14 protein-coding genes are annotated in these 18,765 nt (G+C 74.5%); 8 read left to right on the plus strand and 6 right to left on the minus strand.

Going from position 1 to position 18,765, the window contains the following annotated elements; genetic code table 11:
* The first annotated feature begins 243 nt into the window (after positions 1–243).
* The 4 genes from ABZ920_RS00075 to ABZ920_RS00090 all read left to right on the plus strand — a co-directional run bounded on the left by ABZ920_RS00075 (position 244) and on the right by ABZ920_RS00090 (position 6,233).
* Complete coding sequence (locus tag ABZ920_RS00075; protein ID WP_361496659.1) at positions 244–1,506, plus strand: cytochrome P450; 1,263 nt, start codon at positions 244–246, stop codon at positions 1,504–1,506.
* Positions 1,503–2,294, plus strand: a complete 792-nt coding sequence (locus ABZ920_RS00080) for an enoyl-CoA hydratase/isomerase family protein (protein WP_361496662.1) — start codon at positions 1,503–1,505, stop codon at positions 2,292–2,294. The genes ABZ920_RS00075 and ABZ920_RS00080 overlap by 4 nt, the downstream gene beginning before the upstream one ends.
* Positions 2,295–2,656: 362 nt before the next feature.
* Positions 2,657–2,908, plus strand: coding sequence for a hypothetical protein (locus ABZ920_RS00085; protein WP_361496665.1), 252 nt, complete (start codon positions 2,657–2,659; stop codon positions 2,906–2,908).
* Between the two features lie 235 nt (positions 2,909–3,143).
* Complete coding sequence (locus ABZ920_RS00090) at positions 3,144–6,233, plus strand: SpoIIE family protein phosphatase (protein ID WP_361496668.1); 3,090 nt, start codon at positions 3,144–3,146, stop codon at positions 6,231–6,233.
* A 92-nt stretch (positions 6,234–6,325) separates the two neighbouring features.
* On the opposite strand, the gene ABZ920_RS00095 is transcribed toward ABZ920_RS00090, so the two are convergent.
* The 3 genes from ABZ920_RS00095 to mdlC all read right to left on the minus strand — a co-directional run bounded on the left by ABZ920_RS00095 (position 6,326) and on the right by mdlC (position 10,766).
* Entirely contained in the window at positions 6,326–7,582 is a 1,257-nt protein-coding gene (locus tag ABZ920_RS00095) for an aromatic acid/H+ symport family MFS transporter (protein ID WP_361496670.1), read from the minus strand.
* A 92-nt stretch (positions 7,583–7,674) separates the two neighbouring features.
* The gene (locus ABZ920_RS00100) at positions 7,675–9,129 is read right to left on the minus strand and encodes a benzaldehyde dehydrogenase (RefSeq protein ID WP_361496673.1); all 1,455 of its coding nucleotides are present in this window, start codon (positions 9,127–9,129) and stop codon (positions 7,675–7,677) included.
* A gap of 56 nt (positions 9,130–9,185) precedes the next feature.
* Positions 9,186–10,766 (minus strand): benzoylformate decarboxylase, encoded by a 1,581-nt coding sequence (gene mdlC, locus ABZ920_RS00105; protein ID WP_361496676.1) that lies wholly within the window; start codon positions 10,764–10,766, stop codon positions 9,186–9,188.
* A gap of 94 nt (positions 10,767–10,860) precedes the next feature.
* Here mdlC and ABZ920_RS00110 point away from each other — a divergent pair, with 94 nt between their 5' ends.
* On the plus strand, positions 10,861–11,796 hold the full coding sequence (locus tag ABZ920_RS00110) for a LysR family transcriptional regulator (protein WP_361496679.1): 936 nt from the start codon (positions 10,861–10,863) through the stop codon (positions 11,794–11,796).
* Between the two features lie 69 nt (positions 11,797–11,865).
* Here the strand turns inward: ABZ920_RS00110 and ABZ920_RS00115 are convergent, their stop codons facing one another.
* Complete coding sequence (locus ABZ920_RS00115) at positions 11,866–12,375, minus strand: molybdenum cofactor biosysynthesis protein (RefSeq protein ID WP_361496682.1); 510 nt, start codon at positions 12,373–12,375, stop codon at positions 11,866–11,868.
* Positions 12,376–12,598: 223 nt separating this feature from the next.
* Here ABZ920_RS00115 and pgm point away from each other — a divergent pair, with 223 nt between their 5' ends.
* From pgm to ABZ920_RS00130, 3 genes are all read left to right on the plus strand, one after another.
* Positions 12,599–14,239: a phosphoglucomutase (alpha-D-glucose-1,6-bisphosphate-dependent) gene (pgm, locus tag ABZ920_RS00120; protein ID WP_361496685.1), complete on the plus strand. Its 1,641-nt coding sequence runs from the start codon at positions 12,599–12,601 to the stop codon at positions 14,237–14,239.
* 279 nt (positions 14,240–14,518) lie between these two features.
* Complete coding sequence (locus ABZ920_RS00125) at positions 14,519–15,331, plus strand: SAM-dependent methyltransferase (protein WP_361496688.1); 813 nt, start codon at positions 14,519–14,521, stop codon at positions 15,329–15,331.
* A gap of 173 nt (positions 15,332–15,504) precedes the next feature.
* On the plus strand, positions 15,505–17,130 hold the full coding sequence (locus ABZ920_RS00130; protein WP_361496691.1) for an FAD-dependent monooxygenase: 1,626 nt from the start codon (positions 15,505–15,507) through the stop codon (positions 17,128–17,130).
* Positions 17,131–17,249: 119 nt separating this feature from the next.
* On the opposite strand, the gene ABZ920_RS00135 is transcribed toward ABZ920_RS00130, so the two are convergent.
* Both ABZ920_RS00135 and ABZ920_RS00140 read right to left on the minus strand, forming a co-directional pair.
* Entirely contained in the window at positions 17,250–17,609 is a 360-nt protein-coding gene (locus ABZ920_RS00135) for an alpha-amylase (protein WP_361496694.1), read from the minus strand.
* Between the two features lie 360 nt (positions 17,610–17,969).
* The gene (locus tag ABZ920_RS00140; protein WP_361496697.1) at positions 17,970–18,722 is read right to left on the minus strand and encodes an alpha/beta hydrolase; all 753 of its coding nucleotides are present in this window, start codon (positions 18,720–18,722) and stop codon (positions 17,970–17,972) included.
* Between the last annotated feature and the right edge of the window lie 43 nt (positions 18,723–18,765).

Raw genomic sequence — 18,765 nt, forward strand, 5'->3', positions numbered from 1 at the left:
CCGCGGGGGGAGGGGAAGCCGGCGCCACGGGCACCCGCTCGTACCCGCCGGGAACTTCGCGGAGCCGCCGGCCGGCGGCTCCGCGGCCGACACGTGCGCCCGGACCGCGGCCCCCGACGATTCACACCGCACGTCCCGTGTCCACGGCATGTGACGGGAGCAACACGCAGCGGCGCATGGCGCAGGTGAGAGGAGGGGTAGATTCCGGCGGTACCGGTAGCGCCCAGCACAAAGGAGCTTCGCGTGACCGTCGTTGGCGACATACGCGGCACCACCACCGACCGCCGAGCCGTCATCTCCCTCCTCCGTCGCCTGCGTTCGCCCGAGGGCCAGGCCAACCCCCTGCCCGTCTGGGCCGACTTCCGTGCCCTGGGCGACGTGGTGCCCGCCCCCTGGGGCGGCTACTTCGTCACCGGATTCGAAACCTGCAGCCAGGTCCTGCGCGGCAGGAACTGGCTGGCCCCCGACTTCGCCTGGCAGGAGCGCCGGCCCGACCCGGAACGCTGGCAGGCCCCCGCCACGCGGGAGATGACACGAACCCTGTCCCGGCTCAACGCGCCCGCGCACACGTGTCAACGACGCGCTCTGGGCAACCTCTTCGACCGCCGCACCCTCGACGCCATGCGGCCCGCGATCGCCGCGCACGTCACCGGGCTCCTCGACGACCTCGACCAGCGGCTGCGGGAGAAGGGCGAGGCCGACTTCGTCTCCACCGTCAGCGAGCAGCTGCCGATCCGCACCGTCGGCGGGTGGCTCGGCATCCCGGCCGAGCACCACCCGCACATCCTGAGCTTCACCCACCGCCAGGTGCACGCCCAGGAACTGCTGCCCACCAAGAGCGAACTGGCCGTCTCCGCCGAGGCCACCCTGGAGATGAGGGCCTTCTTCACCGACCTGGTCCGCCGGCGCCGGGCGCACCCTGGCAACGATGTCGTCACCGGCTGGATCCACCACTGGGACGCCCAGTACCCCGACGACCGCGCGGCTGCCGACCAGGTGCTCTACGACCTGACGATGTTCATCACCATCGCCTCCCTGGAGACCACGGCGACCCTGCTGACCAACGCCGTGTGGTTCCTGACCCAGGACCCCGCCCGGGCCGGCTGGCTGCGCCGGCACCCCGAGCACATCGACGACGCCATCGACGAGGTCCTGCGCTACGACCCGCCCATCCACCTGAACTCCCGCGTCGCCGCCGACGACACCGTCCTGGCCGGCGTCCCGGTCGCCAGGGACACGATGGTCCACGTCCTCTACGGCGCCGCGAACCACGACCCGCGCCGCAACGAACGCCCCCACGTCTTCGACATCCGCCGGGGCGGCAGCCACCTCACCTTCGGCGGTGGCGCACACTACTGCCTGGGAGCCGCCCTGGCCCGTCTGGAAGCCCGCCTGCTGCTCACCCGGCTGCTGGAACGCTTCAGCACCCTGAGGCCGACCGCACCGCCGGTCTACGAGCCCCGTATGGTCTTCCGACGCGCGACTTCCCTGAAGGTGACGACATGACTGCCCTGCCCCTGACCACCGACCCGGACGAACGGATCCTGAAGACCCTGCGCACCCGGCAGCAGGGGCACGTCCTCACCGTCGAGCTGCACGCCCCCGAGCAGGGCAACACCGTCACCGAGGCCATGCTGGACGACCTCCTGGCGGTCCTGAACCACCAGGACCCGGCCGTGAAGGTCGTCGTGCTCACCGGCGCCGGGGACGACTTCTGCCTCGGCGGCGACCGCGCCGAGTTCGCCCAGCACCTCGCCCACGATCCGACGGCCGCCGGGGTCCGCGTCTCCGCGGCCAAGGCCCGGCGGGTGTGCGACGCCCTGACCGCCCATCCCGCCGTCACCATCGCCCGGGTCCACGGCAGGGCCATCGGGGCGGGCCTCGCCCTCGCACTCGCCTGCGACCTGCGGGTCGGGGCGCAGGACGCCACGTTCCGTCTGCCCGAGCTCGCCCTCGGGCTGCCCACCGCCTGGGGCGGGCTGCTGCCCCGCCTCATCAGCGAGGCGGGCGCCGCCCGGGTGCGCGAGCTGATTCTGACCGGCCGCGTCTTCACCGCCGAAGAGGCCAAGGCGCTGTCCGTCCTCCAGCGGACCGTCCCCGCCGACGAGCTCGACGCGGCCGTCACCGCCTGGGCCCGGCCCGTCCTCAGGCGCCCCGCCGCGGCCCTACGCGTCACCAAGACGCTGCTGAACTCCCTGAGCGCCGCGACCCGCCTCGCCGACGCCTCCCTGCTGGACGCCGAGCTGCTGGCGGCGGTCGTGGCGGAGGCACACGCGGCCCGCGGAGCGGACTGACCCGCGCGGTCGGGGGCTGGTCCGCGCGGGCCGGGGACACCGCGCCGCGCGCGCGGACCCTCCGGCGTCCTGCGGTGGCGCCGGCGGCCGCCGCGCACGGCACCGGGGCGACGTACGGGGGTGCCGATGAGGCCGCACGAGCACTTCCGGACCCGCGGCACGGGAGCCCCGGAGGTGGCCGGCGGCCCCCCACGGAACAGGAGCGGGGCGTGCCGTGGGCCGTCCGGCACGGCGTCGGCCAGGGGGCTCCGGCAGAACCCGGCCGGCCGGCGGGACCGCGGTGGTCGGGGCCGTACGAGCCTGCGCCTAGACTCAGCAGCTGCTGCAGTGCGGTGAAACCGCAGACAGGAAGGCTCAGTTACGTGTTCCAGGACGCCCCCATCTATCACCAGCTCGTCGCCGAGCGCGGTGATGTGCCCGCCCGAGTTCGCGACGCGGCCGAGAGCATACGGCGCGAACTCGAGGGGGTGATGAGGACGGGACACCCCTCGGACGCCTTCCGGCAGCCCTCGGACGCCTTCCGGCGCCCCGCACCCGCCGGCGCGCTGCCGCCGCACCCGCCCGCGCTGCCTCCGCACCCCTCCGCACTGCCCCAGGGCCCGCACCGGCTGTGATCCCCCGGCCGCCGTGCGGTCACCCCTCGGCCGGCCGCGGCAAGGCCCGCGGCGTGACGACGGGCGGCCGGGTCGCACACCGGCCCGGACGCCCGCTGCGTCGAGCCGCCGGTGCCGCCGGGCGGCCGGGGCGGGGAGGGGGCCGGTGCGGGTTGAGGGGGAGTGGCCGGGCCCCCCGATGATCCAGTTCGCCGAGGCCGTGACGGCCCGGGACCGGCAGTGTTAGAAATGCTGGATGGCAGACCGTTTTGCCCGGCTTCGGGGTGTATCGCTGCGCTCCCTGGCGGGAAAGAGCCCGCGGAGTGTCGCCGGGCAGGTGTTCGTGTTGCAGGTGGCACTGGTCGTGCTGCTGGTGGCCTTCGCCGTCTTCGCCCTCGTCCTGCAGTCGCAGCGCGACACCCAGGCCGAGGCACGACGCCGCTCCGTGGCCGTCGCGCAGACCTTCGCCCACTCCCCGGGCGTGCTCACCGCGCTGCGGGCCCCCGATCCGTCGAAGGTGCTCCAGCCGCTGACGGAGGCGGGGCGCAAGGCGGCCGGGGTGGACTTCATCGTGGTCATGGACACCAACGGCATCCGCTACACGCACCCCCTGCCGGACCGGATCGGCCGGCGGTTCGTCGGCACGATCGCCCCCTCGCGGGCCGGGAAGGTCCACACCGAGAGCGTCCACGGCCCGCTCGGCCACGAGGTGCAGGCCACCGTCCCCGTCAAGAGCCCCGAAGGCAAGGTGGTCGCGCTCGTCTCCGCCGGCCTCAAGGTCAGGAACGTGGCCAGCCAGGTCGACCGGCAGATCCCGATCATCCTGTCCGCCGGGGCGGGCGCGCTCGGCCTGGCCACCGCCGTGACGGCGCTGGTCGGCAGGCGGCTGCGCCGGCAGACCCACAGCCTCGCCCCGGACGAGATGACGCGCATCTACGACCACCACGACGCGGTCCTGCACTCCGTGCGCGAAGGGGTGCTCATCATCGGCGAGGACGGACGGCTGGTCCTCGCCAACGACGAGGCCAGGCAGCTCCTGGGCCTGCCCGACGACGCCGAGGGCCGGCACGTGACCGAGCCGGCGCTCCTCGAACCCGGGATCGCCGAGCTGCTCACCTCCGGGCGCGAGGCGACCGACGAGGTCCTGTTCGCCGGGCCGCGGCTGCTGGCGGTCAGCCAGCGGCCCACGGACCGCGGCCAGGGCCCCACGGGCACCGTGGTGACCCTGCGCGACTCCACGGAGCTCCAGGCCCTCTCCGGCCGGGCCGAGCTGGCCCGCGAGCGGCTCAAGCTGCTCTACGACGCCGGCCTGGGCATCGGCACCAGTCTGGACGTCGTCCGGACGGCCGACGAGCTCGCGCGGGTCGCCGTCCCGCGCTTCGCCGACTTCGCCACCGTCGACCTGGCCGACGCGGTCCTGGACGGCGAGGAGCCGGACGCCCCGGCCTCCGGGATGCGCCGCATCGCCGTGGCCGGAGTCCGGGACGACCACCCGCTCTACGAGAAGGACCGGCTGATCCACTTCCTGCCGTCGACGCCGCAGGGACGCGGCTACGGCACCGGCCGCGCCCAGCTGGTGCCCGACCTGTCGACGGCGCGGGACTGGCACGCGCAGGATCCCGAGCGCACCCGGCAGATCATGGACTACGGCATCCACTCGCTGATCACGGCACCGATCCAGGCCCGCGGCGTCGTGCTCGGCACGGCCAACTTCTGGCGCTCCAAGGAACACGGCTCCTTCGACGAGGAGGAGCTGTCCCTGGCGGAGGAGCTGGTGGCCCGCGCCGCCGTGAGCATCGACAACGCCCGCCGCTACACCCGCGAGCATGCCCTCGCGGTCACCCTCCAGCGCAGCCTGCTGCCGCGGGCCCTGCCCGAACAGAGCGCGCTCGAGGTCGCCTACCGCTACCTCCCCGCCCAGTCGGGCGTCAGCGGCGACTGGTTCGACGTCATCCCCCTGCCGGGCAGCCGGGTGGCGCTGGTCGTCGGCGACGTCGTCGGCCACGGCCTGCACGCGGCCGCCACCATGGGACGGCTGCGCACGGCGGTGCACAACTTCTCCACGCTCGACCTGCCGCCCGACGAACTGCTGAGCCACCTCGACGACCTGGTCGGCCGGATCGACCAGGACGAGGCGAGCTCGGGAGGCGCCGCGGCCGTCGTGGGCGCCACCTGCCTGTACGCGATCTACGACCCCGTGACGCGCCGCTGCGCGATGGCCCGGGCGGGACACCTGGCGCCCGCGGTGGTCCACCCGGACGGCAGCGCGACCTTCCTCGACCTGCCGGGCGGCCCGCCGCTCGGACTGGGCGGGATGCCCTTCCAGACGGCCGAGTTCGAGCTCGCCGAGGGAAGCCGGCTCGTCCTGTACACCGACGGCCTCATCGAGGACCGCGCGCGCGATCTGGACGTGGGCATGGAGCTGCTGCGCGAGGCCCTGGCCGGCCACCCCGGCCGGCTGCCCGACCAGAGCTGCCAGGCGGTGCTGGACGAGCTGCTGCCGGACCGGCCCCAGGACGACGTCGCCCTGCTGATCGCCCGAACCCGTGCGCTGCCGGCCGACCGGATCGCCCACTGGGACGTGCCGGCGGATCCGGCCGCCGTCTCCCGGGTGCGCCTCGCCCTGTCCGAGAAGCTCGACGAGTGGGGCCTGACCGAGCTGGGCTTCGCCACGGAACTCGTGCTGAGCGAACTCGTCACGAACGCGATCCGCTACGGCTGCGAGCCGATCCACGTACGGCTGATCCTCGATCGCACGCTGACCTGCGAGGTGGCCGACGGCAGCAGCACCGCCCCGCACCTGGGGTACGCGGCGACGACCGACGAGGGCGGCCGCGGGCTGTTCCTGGTCTCGCAGATGACGGAACGCTGGGGCACGCGGTACACGCCGCAGGGCAAGGTCATCTGGGCGGAACAGAAACTGCCGGAGGATTTCGGCGATCCCGGCCCGGCCGTGGACGCGGAGACGGCCGCGGCTGCGGAGAGTGTCGCGGCTGTGGAGACGGCGGTGGCTGCGGAGACGCCGGCTGCGGAGAGGGTCGCGGACGGGGCGACGGAGCCGGAGACCGAGCCGGCCGCGGACGGGGCGACGGAGCCGGAGACCGAGCCGGCCGCGGACCGCGGGGCCGAGACGGATGCGGACCGCGGGGTGCGGCCGGCCGCGAAACGCGGGGCCGGGCCGGTGGGCCGGATCGAGCATCCCTGCGCGGTCCCGGCGCCGTCAGGGAGGGTGCCGCCCACCGGTGCCCCGAGGCCCGCCGGGCCCCGGCGCACCGATGCCGGGCCCGTCGAGCCCCGGCGGGCCGGTGCCGGGCCCGTTGAGCCCGCCGAGCGGCGTGGCCGGTGACCGGCGGCGCGGAGCACGTACCGCAGCGGCACGGGTCCGGGAAGGGACCCGTGCCGCTGCCGCACGGAGCGGGGCGGTCGCCCCGGGGAGCGTCAGACGGCGGGCTCGGTGGCCTCCGCGGGCGCGTGCCCGGCCCGCCGCGGCAGGGTCAGCACGGCGAGGAAGCCGAGGACCGCGACGGCGGCGAAGAAGTAGAAGCCCCAGGGGTGGCCGATGCCGGCGGTGACCAGGGCGCCGGTGATCGACGGGCCGACGATCGAGCCGAGCCGGCCGATGCCCGAGGCCGAGCCGAGGGCCGTGCCGCGCACGGAGGCCGGGTAGAAGTTCGTCACGTAGGCGTAGACGAGCACCTGGGCGGAGAAGACGAACACGCCCGTGAGGAAGACGACCGTGTTCAGCAGCAGGTCGCTGTTCATCCTGATGCTCAGGCACGCCAGCATGACCACCGAGACCCCGAACCAGCCGAGCGTGGTGCCCTTGATGCCGCGCCGGTCCGCGACGAAGCCGCCGAGGACCAGGCCGACGACGCCGCCGACGTTGAGCACGAGGAGCTGGGTGACGGCGGTGGGCACGGGGTAGCCGGCGTCGTTCATCAGCTTCGGCAGCCAGGTGTTCAGGCCGTAGACCAGCAGCAGCCCCATGAAGGACGCGACCCAGACCCCGATTCCCGCGCGCAGGTAGGCGGGCTTGAGCAGTTCGGTGAACGGGACGCGCTGCGCCCCGCTCGTCTGCTTGGCCTGGACGAACGCCTCCGACTCCGGCAGGCGGAACCACTGGATGCCGGCGATGACGAAGCCGGCCACGCCGAGGACGTAGAAGAGGATCTCCCAGTTGTCGGTCACCTGGAGCGCCAGGAGGGAGGTGATCACGGCGCCCGTGTGGTAGCCGGTCATCGTCAGGGTGCTGGCCCGGGCCCGCCGGGCGGCGGGCATGTGCTCGGCCATCATCGTCAGCGACACCGGCATGCAGGCGCCGAGGCCGACACCGGCGATGAGGCGGAGCACGGCGAACATCGTGACCGAGCCGGCCAGCGGCACCAGGATCGTGAACAGCGAGAACAGCACCACCGACCCGATGAGCAGCAGGCGCCGGCCCAGCCAGTCGGCCATCGGGCCGACGCAGACGGCGCCGATCGCGACGCCGACCAGGGAGAGCGTCGCGACGGTGGTCGCGTCGCCCGCGGTCATGCCGAGGTGGTGGGTCTTCAGCAGCGTCGGGATGATCGCGCCGAGGACGACGAGGTCGTATCCCTCGAGCAGGACGGTGATCCAGCACAGGACCACGGTCCAGGTGCTGCGTCTGTCGGTGCCGGTCTGCGCCGGCGCGGCGGAGGACGTGATGGATGACATGGTGGTCTTCCCCTGAGGCGGCTACGGGAGAATCGGGGCGCCGGCCGGTACGGTGGCCGGTCCGGCGGGGGACGGGAAACCGGGCGGGCGGCTCAGTACGGGTAGTCGGCGATGTCCGGGCGGACGGTCACCCACTGCGTCTCGGTGAACGCCTCCACGTTGGCCGCGGCACCGCCGAAGCGGGACCCGGTACCGGAGGCCTTGACCCCGCCGAAGGGCGCGTTCGGCTCGTCGTTGACGGTCTGCTCGTTGATGTGGACCTTGCCGGAGTCGATGCGGTCGGCGAGCTTCATCGCCGTCCCGACGTCCCCGAGGATGCCGACGGACAGCCCGAACTCGCAGTCGTCGACGATGCGCGCGGCCTCCTCGAGCGTCGAGAAGCCGATGACGGGGGCGACGGGACCGAAGATCTCCTCGCGCCACGCCGGCATGTCGGTCGTCAGGCCGGTCAGGACGGTGGCGCGGTAGCCGGCCCCCTCGATCTCGCCGCCGGCGGCGAGGGTCGCGCCCGCCGCGACGCTCTCGGTGACGATGCCGTGCACCCGCTCCAGCTGACGGCGGTCGATGAGCGGGCCGAGCGCCACGTCCTCGCGGGCCGGGTCGCCGACCGGCAGCGCCTCGGCCTTGGCCGCCAGCGCCGCCGTGTACTCCTCGAGGAGCGACTCGTGGACGATGTGCCGGCCGGTCGTCATGCAGATCTGGCCCTGGTGCAGGTACGAGCCGAACGCGCCGGCGGAAGCCGCCTTCGCCACGTCGGCTCCGGGCAGCACGACGAGGGCGTTGTTGCCGCCCAGTTCGAGGTGGGCCCGCTTCAGCAGGCGGCCGGCCTGTTCCCCGATGGCCCGCCCCACCGGCGTGGAGCCGGTGAAGGAGACGACCCGGATCTCCGGCGCCTCGACGACCGCCTGCCCGACCGAGCCGTCGCCCGGCAGCACGTGCAGGACACCTGTGGGCAGCCCGGCCTCCTCGAAGACGCGGGCGATGACGACGCCGCCGCTGACCGCGGTGCGCGGGTCCGGCTTGAGCAGCACCGCGTTGCCCAGGGCCAGCGCCGGCGCGACCGAGCGCAGACCGAGGACGAGCGGGAAGTTGAACGGCGAGATGACGCTGACCACCCCGGCGGGCCGGCGGCGGGCGAACGACCAGCGGGCCTCCTCGGAGGTGAGCACCTCGCCCTGCGGGTGCGTGGGCAGCGCCGCGCACTCGAAGCACTCGCCGACGGCCAGCTGCACCTCGAAGCCGGCCTTCGCCCGCACCGAGCCGGCCTCGCGTGTCAGCCAGTCCTCGATCTCCGCGGCGTGCTCGGTGAGGAGTTCGCCCGCGCGGCGCAGGACGGCGGCCCGCCGCTGCGGGGAGGTCGCCGCCCAGGCGCGCTGCGCCTCGGCGGCCCGGGCGGCGGCCCGGCCCGCGTCGTCGGCCGTGGCCAGACCGACCAGGCCGAGCTGGTCCCCGGTCGCGGGCTCGGTCACCGGGTGGGTGAGGGCGGACTCCCGCCAGCCGTCGCTGAAGAAGCGCTTGCCCCAGACCTCGTTGTCCAGGAGTGTCATCGGTTTCCCTTTCTGCCAAGGGGTGGAAGCTGTGCCGGAGGTGGACGGGGTGAGCGTCAGGAGGGGGTGGTGAGCGCGGTGTCCACCTGGATGAGCCGGGGGTGCGCGGGTCGCTCGGCGAGCGCGGCCCGCAGCTCGTCGGCCCCGCCGACGTGCTGGGACCGCACGCCGTAGCCCTCCGCGATGCGGGTGAAGTCCAGGCCGGGGATGTCCAGCCCGGGCGCGTCCGGCACGCCGAGGAGGCCGCCGAACCAGCGCAGCGCCCCGTAGGTCCCGTTGCGCAGCAGCACGACGGTCAGCGGGACCTGGTGCTGGGCCGCCGTCCACAGGGCGGTGATGCCGTAGTTGGCCGAGCCGTCCCCGATCACGCCGACGACGGGGCGGTCGGGCTGGGCCATCGCGACGCCCACCGCGCCGGGCAGCCCGAAGCCGAGTCCGCCCGCCGCCGGGAAGTAGTAGGAGCCGGACCGGCGCAGGTCCATCTGGCGCCACCACGAGGAGTTCGTCGAGGTGGACTCGACGACGTAGGACGTGTCCTCGGGCAGTTCGTCGCGCAGCGCGGCGAAGACCTGCTCCGGGTGCATCCGCGGTCCCTCGGCCGCCGGCGGCTCGGGCGCCGGCCGGTAGACGTCCGCGGGCGCCGCGAGCCCGCCGAGCGCCTCGGTCAGCAGGTCGATCACCGCGCCCGGGTCCGCGACCAGCGCCTCGCCCATCGGGGCGCGCGCGGCGGCGGAGGCGTCCTCGGTCACCTGGACCAGCCGCGTGCCCTCGGGCAGGTACCGGCCGGGCAGGTACTCGTGGTAGCGGAACACCGGCGCCCCGAGCACCAGCACCAGGTCGTGGCCCTCGAACGCCTCGCAGATCGGCGCGATGCCCGCGGGCAGCACCCCGCGGAACAGCGGGTGACGGTTCGGGAAGGGCAGCCGGAACTGCGACGGGGCGGCCCACACCGGACCGCCCAGGCGCTCCGCCAGCCGGACCGCGTCGTCGAAGAGGCCCGCCGAGTCGATGTCGCCGCCGAGCACCAGCGCGGGCCGCCGGGCGGCGGTGACCTGCTCCACCAGCGCGCCGGCCTGCTCGGCACTCGGCACGGACGCGCGCTGCACCTGCCGGTCGAGGACCGCCAGGCTGTTGTCCCCGGCCTCGGCCTCCCAGTCGTCGTAGGGCACGGACAGGTAGGTCGGGCGCCGCTGCAGCCGCGCCTCGAACACGGCCTGCGCCAGGGCCCGCGGCACGTCCTCGGCGCAGGCCGGCTCGGCCGCCCAGCCGACCAGCGGCTTCATCAGCGCCGGGGCGTCCACGTTGGCCAGGTTGGCCTCCGGGCCGACGGCGGACCGCACCTGCTGGCCGGCCACGACCACGAGCGGGGTGCGCGAGGCCACGGCGTTGGTGAGCGCGCCCATCGCGTTGCCGGATCCCGAGGCCGCGTGCAGGTTGACCAGGACGGGGCGTCCGGTGGCCTGGGCGTAGCCGTCGGCCATGCCCACCACGGCGCCCTCGTGCAGACCGAGGACGTAGCGGAAGCCGTGCGGGAGGTCGGCGAGGAAGGGCAGTTCGTTGGAGCCCGGGTTGCCGAAGACGGTGGTGAGTCCCTGGCGCTCCAGGAAGTCGTGGGAGACACGGCGCACGGTAGGCACGGACGTTCCTTTCGGGGTGACGCCCGACACGCTAGGCAACGCCCGACGAGAGCACTAATAGATGTTCCGACGTGGCGATATAGAGTCCGTCGATGTGAGGAACTTCGACCTCAATCTCGCCCGAGTCTTCGTGCTGCTGTACGAGACCGGGAGCGTCACGGCCACCGCCGAGACGCTCCACGTCACCCAGCCCACCGTGAGCTACAGCCTGGCCAAGCTCCGCCGCCACTTCGGCGACGAGCTGTTCCGGCGCACCGGGCGCGGCCTGACACCGACGGCCGGAGCCCGCCGGCTCTACGAGCCGCTGCAGCGCGCCCTCGCGGACATCGACGGGACGATCCGGCAGTCCGACGCCTTCGAGCCGGCGACCATGGCGGGCCGTTTCACGCTGGCGCTGTCCGACCTCGGCGAGGCGACCCTGCTGCCGCGCCTGCTCGCGGCGGCCCGCGCCCGCGCGCCGCGGGTGTCGTTCACCGTCCGCCCGCTCGACGTGGAGGACGCCGAGAGCCAGCTGCGCCGCGGCGACCTCGACGCGTTCGTCGCCACCCCGGTGCTCACCTCGCACCGCACGGTGCGCATCCCGCTCTTCCACGAGCGCTACGTCGGCATGGTGGCCGACGACCACCCCCGTGTCCGGGGCGAGGCGGTGACCCTGGCGGACCTGGAGGCCGAGCACCACGCGACGGTGTTCGGCCCCAGCGGGCACGTGGTGCCCCGGGCCGTGCTGGCCGCGCACGGGCTGCTGGACCGTGTCGTCGTGGACGCCACCCGCTTCTCGATGCTGCCCTACCTGCTGGAGCAGACCGACCTCATCGCCATCGTCCCCGAGTACGTCGGGGAGGTCTTCACCGCCTCGCACGGCCTGCGCCTGGTACGGCTGCCGTTCGACACCGAGCCCATCGAGGTGGCCCTGTACGCCCGGCACGAGTCCTCGCGCAGCCCTTCGCAGCGGTGGCTGGTGCAGTTCATGACCGAGGTGCTGGGCGAGCGGGTCAGTCCGGCCCAGCTGCCGCCGTACGCCGGCCGGTAGCCGCTGCGCCCGGGTCCAGCCGTACGCAGCGGCGGCCGAAAAACGCCGGCGTCCGGGCCGCCGACGCCGTCACCCCGTGGCGTCGCGCCCGGCGACGACGCGGAACGTCGCCGGGCCGAGCTCGATCACCCCGTCGCTCAGCGGCGTGCACCGCACCCCGCCCCTGCCGCGCAGCGCGCGCTGCGCCCCGGGGCCGACGGTGACGTCCATCCAGGCGCAGGGCCGGGCCGGCCGGTTCACCGCGAACAGCACGGGCCCGGAACCCGAGTCCAGGGCGATCGTCGCACCGACCAAGGCGTCGACGTCGACGCCGCGAAGCAGCATGTTCCGGCGGGTGTGCCGCAGATCGGCGCCCGGAGCGATGTCCAGGGGCAGGCTCTCGGCGGCCATTATGGTCACCGAGGCGTTCCGGTGGGCGGGCCGCGCGAAGTAGCGGCCGCCGACCAGTCCGAGGCCGCTGCGCACCTCGACGCGGGGCACGCGTTCGTCGGACGGCCCGGGCGCCGGCCCGTCGGCGGGCCGCCCGGCCAGCCGGTGCGAGGCCGACACCAGGAGCTGCACCACCTCCACCGCGGTCATGCCTCCACCCTAGGGCCGCGGGCGCACCGGCCCACGCCGGGGGACGGGGCCGCTGCCGCCGCGGGCCCCGCGCGCGGCACCGCTGCCCGCCGCCCGCCATCGACACTGCCCGCCATCGACACTGCCCGCCGGCCGCCGGTCCGGGATCGTACGGCTGTTCTTGCTGGTAAGGGGGAAGATGAGAGCGCGAGCGGATGCACGACCGACATGGAGGAGTCTGCGCATGCAGCACGAGCGAGCGGGCAAGCCGGCCGCGGCCGGGGACCTGATCGACGTCGCACGGCTGGTGACGGCCTACTACGCGCTTCACCCGGACCCGGCCGAGCCGGGACAGCGCGTGGCGTTCGGCACGTCGGGGCACCGCGGGTCGTCGCTGGCGGTCGCCTTCAACGAGGACCACATCGCCGCGACCAGCCAGGCGATCTGCGAGTACCGCAAGGCGCAGGGCACCGACGGGCCCCTCTTCCTCGGCGCCGACACGCACGCCCTGTCCGAGCCCGCGAAGGTCACCGCCCTGGAGGTGTTCGCGGCCAACGACGTGACCGTGCTGATCGACGCCGAGGACGGCTACACCCCCACCCCGGCGGTCTCGCTGGCCATCCTGACCCACAACCGGGGCCGCACCTCGGGCCTGGCCGACGGCGTGGTCGTGACCCCCTCGCACAACCCGCCGGCCGACGGCGGTTTCAAGTACAACCCGCCGAGCGGCGGGCCGGCGGGCTCCGAGGCGACCTCCTGGATCCAGGACCGGGCCAACGAGATCATCGCCGGCGGGCTGAAGGACGTACGGCGCGTGCCCTACCCGCGGGCGCTCGCCGCGCCGGGCACCGGCCGCTACGACTTCCTCGGCGCCTACGTCTCGGATCTGCCGAACGTCCTCGACCTCGACGCGATCCGGGCCGCGGGCGTGCGGATCGGCGCCGACCCGCTGGGCGGTGCGTCCGTCGCGTACTGGGGCCGCATCGCCGAGCAGCACCGGCTCGACCTGACCGTGGTCAACCCGCTCACCGACCCCACCTGGCGGTTCATGACGCTGGACTGGGACGGCAAGATCCGCATGGACTGCTCGTCGCCGTACGCGATGGCCTCGCTCATCGGCCGGCGCGACCGCTTCCAAATCGCCACGGGCAACGACGCCGACGCCGACCGGCACGGCATCGTCACCCCCGACGCCGGCCTGATGAACCCCAACCACTACCTCGCCACGGCCATCTCCTACCTGTACGCCCACCGCACGCAGTGGCCCGCCGACGCGGGCGTGGGCAAGACACTCGTCTCCTCCGGCATGATCGACCGGGTCGCCGCCGACCTCGGCCGCCGGCTGGTCGAAGTGCCCGTGGGCTTCAAGTGGTTCGTGGACGGGCTGATCGGCGGCTCGCTCGGCTTCGGCGGCGAGGAGTCCGCGGGAGCGTCCTTCCTGCGCCGCGACGGATCGGTGTGGACCACCGACAAGGACGGCATCATCCTGGCCCTGCTCGCCTCCGAGATCACGGCCGTCACGGACCGGACCCCGTCCCAGCACTACGCGGCCCTCACCGAGCGCTTCGGAGAACCCGCCTACGCCCGCATCGACGCGCCGGCCTCCCGCGACGAGAAGGCCCGCCTGGCCAAGCTGTCCCCGGCCCAGGTCACCGCCGACACCCTCGCCGGGGAGGCGGTCACCGCCGTGCTCACCGAGGCCCCGGGCAACGGCGCGGCCATCGGCGGCATCAAGGTGACCACCGAGAACGCCTGGTTCGCGGCCCGCCCCTCCGGCACGGAGGACGTCTACAAGATCTACGCGGAGTCGTTCCTCGGGCCCGACCACCTGGGCCGGGTGCAGGACGAGGCCAAGGACGTCGTCCTGCGGGCGCTCGGCGGCTGACGCCCCGCGCCCGCCGCCGTCGCCCCGCCGGCCGCCGCACCGCGCCGCGCCTGAGGCGGAGCGAACCGGCGGCGGCTCGGCCTTCCTGACGGCGCGTCAGGCGGGCGGCGAGGCGTGTCCGGCCTCGCCGCCCGCCGCACCGGCCGGGCGCGCCCGCCGCACCGGCGGGTCGCCCGTCCCGTTTCCCGCGGCGCGCTGCGTCAAGCCGGTCGCTTTTCCCAACTCCCGCCGCTACGTTGCCTGTCAGGCGATCAACGGTCGGACCCCGGAGGACATCACGTGACCGAGAGACTCCCCGTGGACGAGGCACTGCGGCGGATCAGGACGGACCAGCCGCACACCGCCCGCATCTGGAACTACTGGCTCGGCGGCAAGGACAACTACACGGTCGACCAGCAGGCGGGCGACCAGATACGCCGGCTCCACCCGGGCATCGGGGACTACGCCCGGGCCGACCGGGAGTTCCTCGGCCGGGCGGTCCGCCACCTCGTGGCAGAGGAGGGCATCCGGCAGTTCCTGGACATCGGCACCGGGCTGCCCACCGCCGACAACACCCACGAGGTCGCCCAGCGCATCGCGCCCGAGTCCCGCATCGTCTACGTCGACAACGACCCGATCGTCCTCGCCCACGCGGCGGCCCTGCTCCACAGCACCCCCGAGGGCAGCACCGACTACCTGGACGAGGACCTGCGCAACGTCGACACCATCCTGGAGCACGCCGCGCGCACCCTGGACCTGAGCAGGCCCGTGGCCCTGATGCTCCTCGGCGTCGTCATCTTCCTCGAGGACGACGAGGAGGCCCACAGCACCGTGCGGCGCCTCGTCGACGCCCTGCCGGCGGGCAGTTTCCTGGTCCTGTCGCACACGGTCACGCGGCCGGACATGCCGGACGTGGACGCCGCGGTCGCCTTCTGGAACGAGCACGGGACGCCGAAGCTCACCCAGCGCACCCCCGGCGCCGTAGCCCGGTTCTTCGACGGCCTGGAGCTCCTCCCGCCCGGCGTGGTCTCCTGCAACCGCTGGCGTCCCGACGCGGACGAGGGCGAACTGCCCGAGGTCGCCATGTTCGGGGGAGTGGGGCGCAAGGGCTGACGCACCCCGCCCGGCAGGGCACCGCCACCGGGCGGCCGCGCGGACCGCCCGGTGGCCGGTCACGGCGTGCGGCGCCACCATGGAAAGGGAGTGGATCAACGCCCCGGCAGCGCCGTCGACGGCACTGTGCACGCGGGCACCGTCCGCACGACGGCACCGTCGGAAGGACGCACATGACCGACCACACCCAGGTCCTGATCGCCGGCGCCGGTCCCGTGGGCCTCACCGCGGCCCTGGAGCTGCGGCGCCGGGGCGTGGACTGCCGCCTCGTCGACCGCCTGCCCCAGCGCCTGCCGTACGCCAAGGCCGTGGGCATCCAGCCCCGGACCTTCGAGATCTGGGACCGCGTCGGCGTGGCCCGCGCGGCGCTGGACGCGGCGGTGCCCATCCGCGGGCAGCTTCTCCACGTCGACGGGACCGAGCAGGCACGCGTCGAGCTGGCCCTGCCCCCGCAGGTGCCCTACGGCTTCGCCTCGCTGCCGCAGTACGAGACCGAGCGCATCCTGGAGGAGCGGCTCGCCTGCCACGGCACGCACATCGAACGCGAGACCGAACTCGTCTCCTTCGCGCACGACGCGAAGGGCGTGACCAGCAGGCTGCGCACGGCCGTCGGCGAGGAGAAGGAGGTGCGGAGCGAGTACCTCGTGGGGTGCGACGGCGCGCACAGCGTGGTGCGCCGGCAGCTGGGGCTGTCGTTCGACGGCGGTGCCTTCCCCGAGGAGTACCTGCTCGCCGACGTCGAACTGGACTGGGACCTGCCCGCGGGCTACGCGGTGCGCTCCGTGCGCCGGACCGCGGACGGGGCCGCCGACGACCTGCTCGTCTGCATCCCGCTGCCCGGCCGGTCCCGCTACCGGGTGACCACCCTGGCCCCGCCCGGGCTGTCCGGGGACCGGCCCGGTCCGGTGGCGCAGGCCGAGGAGCCGGCCCACGGGCTCGGCAACGGGGAGGGGCTGCGGATCGACCACGTCCAGGCGGCGCTCGCGCGGCTCGCGCCCGCACCCGTCACCGCCACCGCACTGCGCTGGTCGTCGGTGTTCCGGGTCAGCCACCGCATCGTCGACCGCTACGCCGAGAACCGGGTCTTCGTCGCGGGCGACGCCGCGCACATCCACCCGCCGACCGGTGCCCAGGGCATGAACACCGGTGTCCAGGACGCCTACAACCTCGGCTGGAAGCTCGCGCTCGCCGTCAAGGGCCTCGCGCAGCCCCGGCTGCTGGAGAGCTACACGGCGGAGCGCAGGCCGGTCGGCGAGGAGGTCGTCGGCCGCACGGTCCGGCACGCCGCCCAGGGCGTGCGGGCGGACCGGGACGACGCCACCACTGTGATGATGCGCGAGGCCCAGCTGCTGGTCTCCTACCGGGGCAGCCCCATCATCGAGCCGGGCCTCGGGGGAGGGGGACCCCTCGCCGGCGAGCGCGCCCCGGACTGCGCGGGACTGCGCGATCCGCTCTGCTCCTGGCCGCTGCGGCTGTTCGACCTGCTGCGGGAACGCGACCACGTGCTGCTGCTCTACGCCGGCGCCGCCGGGCAGGCGGCCGGCTTCGACGAACTCGCCGCCGTCGCGTCGAACGCGGCCAGGGGCGAGCTGACCTGCTATGCGATCCTCGCCCCGGACGCCGGCGCCCCGGGGCTGCTGCTGCCCGCGGTCCGGGACACGGCCGGCGAGTTCCGCCGCGCGTACGGCGTCGAGGAATCGACCGCCGTCCTGATCCGGCCGGACGGGCACATCGGGGTCCGCGTCACTCCCGTCGGCCACCTGGACGTCCTGGCCTGCCTCACGCGCGTGTTCGACTGACAGGGCGGCTGAGGGGCGGGGGCCGGGCGACCGGAGCAACCGGGTCGTCCCGGTCCTCCTGCCGGCGTGGGCCGTCGAGTTCACCGAGCACTGCCCGGCCGGCTACCGGAACAAGGCGCTCACCCGGTGAGCCGGGCCGGTCCTGCCGCCCGGGCGGTCCCGGGCACGCACTCCCGGGTGCCGGTGACGTGGTCGAGCTCCGGGCCGTAGCCGGGGAACGTGGCGATGTCGTGCGGAGCGAGCGTGCGGCAGGGCACGGACCGGCCGTCGGCGTAGTCCACGGTGACGTGCACGACCGTGTCGCAGTCGTTGACGACCGTGGTGTACCGCCAGCCGGGATACGTGTGAACACATGCCGGTGCCGCGGTGTCCCCGCGCGGGCCGGCCTCGGCCCGCGGGCCGGGTGCGAAGGCGGTGAGCACGAGGGCCGTCGCGGCCGCGCCGGCCACCCGCCTGGGCAACGAACTCCTGGGGATCATCGGCGGGCTCCCTCGGGTCTGCCGGACCCCGGCCCCAGCGGCCGGGTGGTGGTGACGGCCCGACACTGCCCCGCCGCACGGCGTTGCTGCAAGTTGCTGCAAGCATTTTCAGTCGGCCGTCCGCCACTCAACCAGTCCTCGTGACCAGCCGCGTGACGGGCCGGAGGCGTCGGACAGACCACCGGAAAAATCGGTCGATCCGTCGCATCCGGCGCATCCGCGCACCGCTTCCGAGCCGAAAGGACGGTGAGGGTCCGACGGGATTCCTCGCCCCCTGACTCTGCTCCACGGGAAACCAACAGCCAGGGGGCACCCCCCGAAGCGCGGCGCCGCCGCACCGCCGCGGCGGTCCTGCGTCCGTCAGGGCACGCGCAGCAGCGCGGCGGTGCCGGTGGGGTACCAGTGAGGGAACGCGTGCGCCCCGGAGGTGACCACCACTCGCCCCCGGGGCGCCCGCCGTGCCAGGTCGTGCATCCACCCCGGAGGGCAGAGCGCGTCGTCCCGGCCCCCGGCGACGAGCACCGGGCAGGCCACGGACGGCAGCGCGTCCTCCGGGCTGTCCGCCTGCGCCGAGCGGAGGTAGCGCACCAGGCGGCCGACCCCGGCTCCGGCGTAGTGGGGCAGGAGGGCCGGCAGGACGGCGGGGTTCTCGTGCACCGCGGTACGGGCGAACGCGGCGGCCAGCGGCAGCGCACGGCGCAGCCAGGGCGGGAAGACCGGCGCGAGCAGGACCAGGGTGCCCACCCGGTGGGGGACCCGCGCGGCGGCGTGCAGCGCCACCAGCGCCCCGGTGGAGTGCCCGGCCAGCACGACGGGACCGCCGGGTGCCGCGGCCAGCCACCGCGCGACGGTCCCGGCGAGCGCGCCGAGCGTCTCCGGGCAGGCCGGGCCGTCCGGATCGGCGAAGCCGGGCAGGTCCAGCAGGCGCACCGGGGAATGCCGTGCGCACTCCCGGGCGGCGCGCAGCAGATATCCCGGCGCGCCCAGTCCGGGGATCAGCACCACCGTGCGCCCGCCCGCGCCGGGCCCGTCGGCGCCGAAACTCCGCACCGTCGCCGGCCCCACCCGGTCACGCCGGACGTACAGGAGGGGGCCGTCGCTCTCCCGCGGCATGTTCCGCCGGGTCGCCGGCGCCGGGCGGACTCCGGTCGCGGGA

This window comes from Streptomyces sp. NPDC046831, assembly GCF_040645305.1.
In the GTDB taxonomy this organism is placed as follows: domain Bacteria; phylum Actinomycetota; class Actinomycetes; order Streptomycetales; family Streptomycetaceae; genus Streptomyces.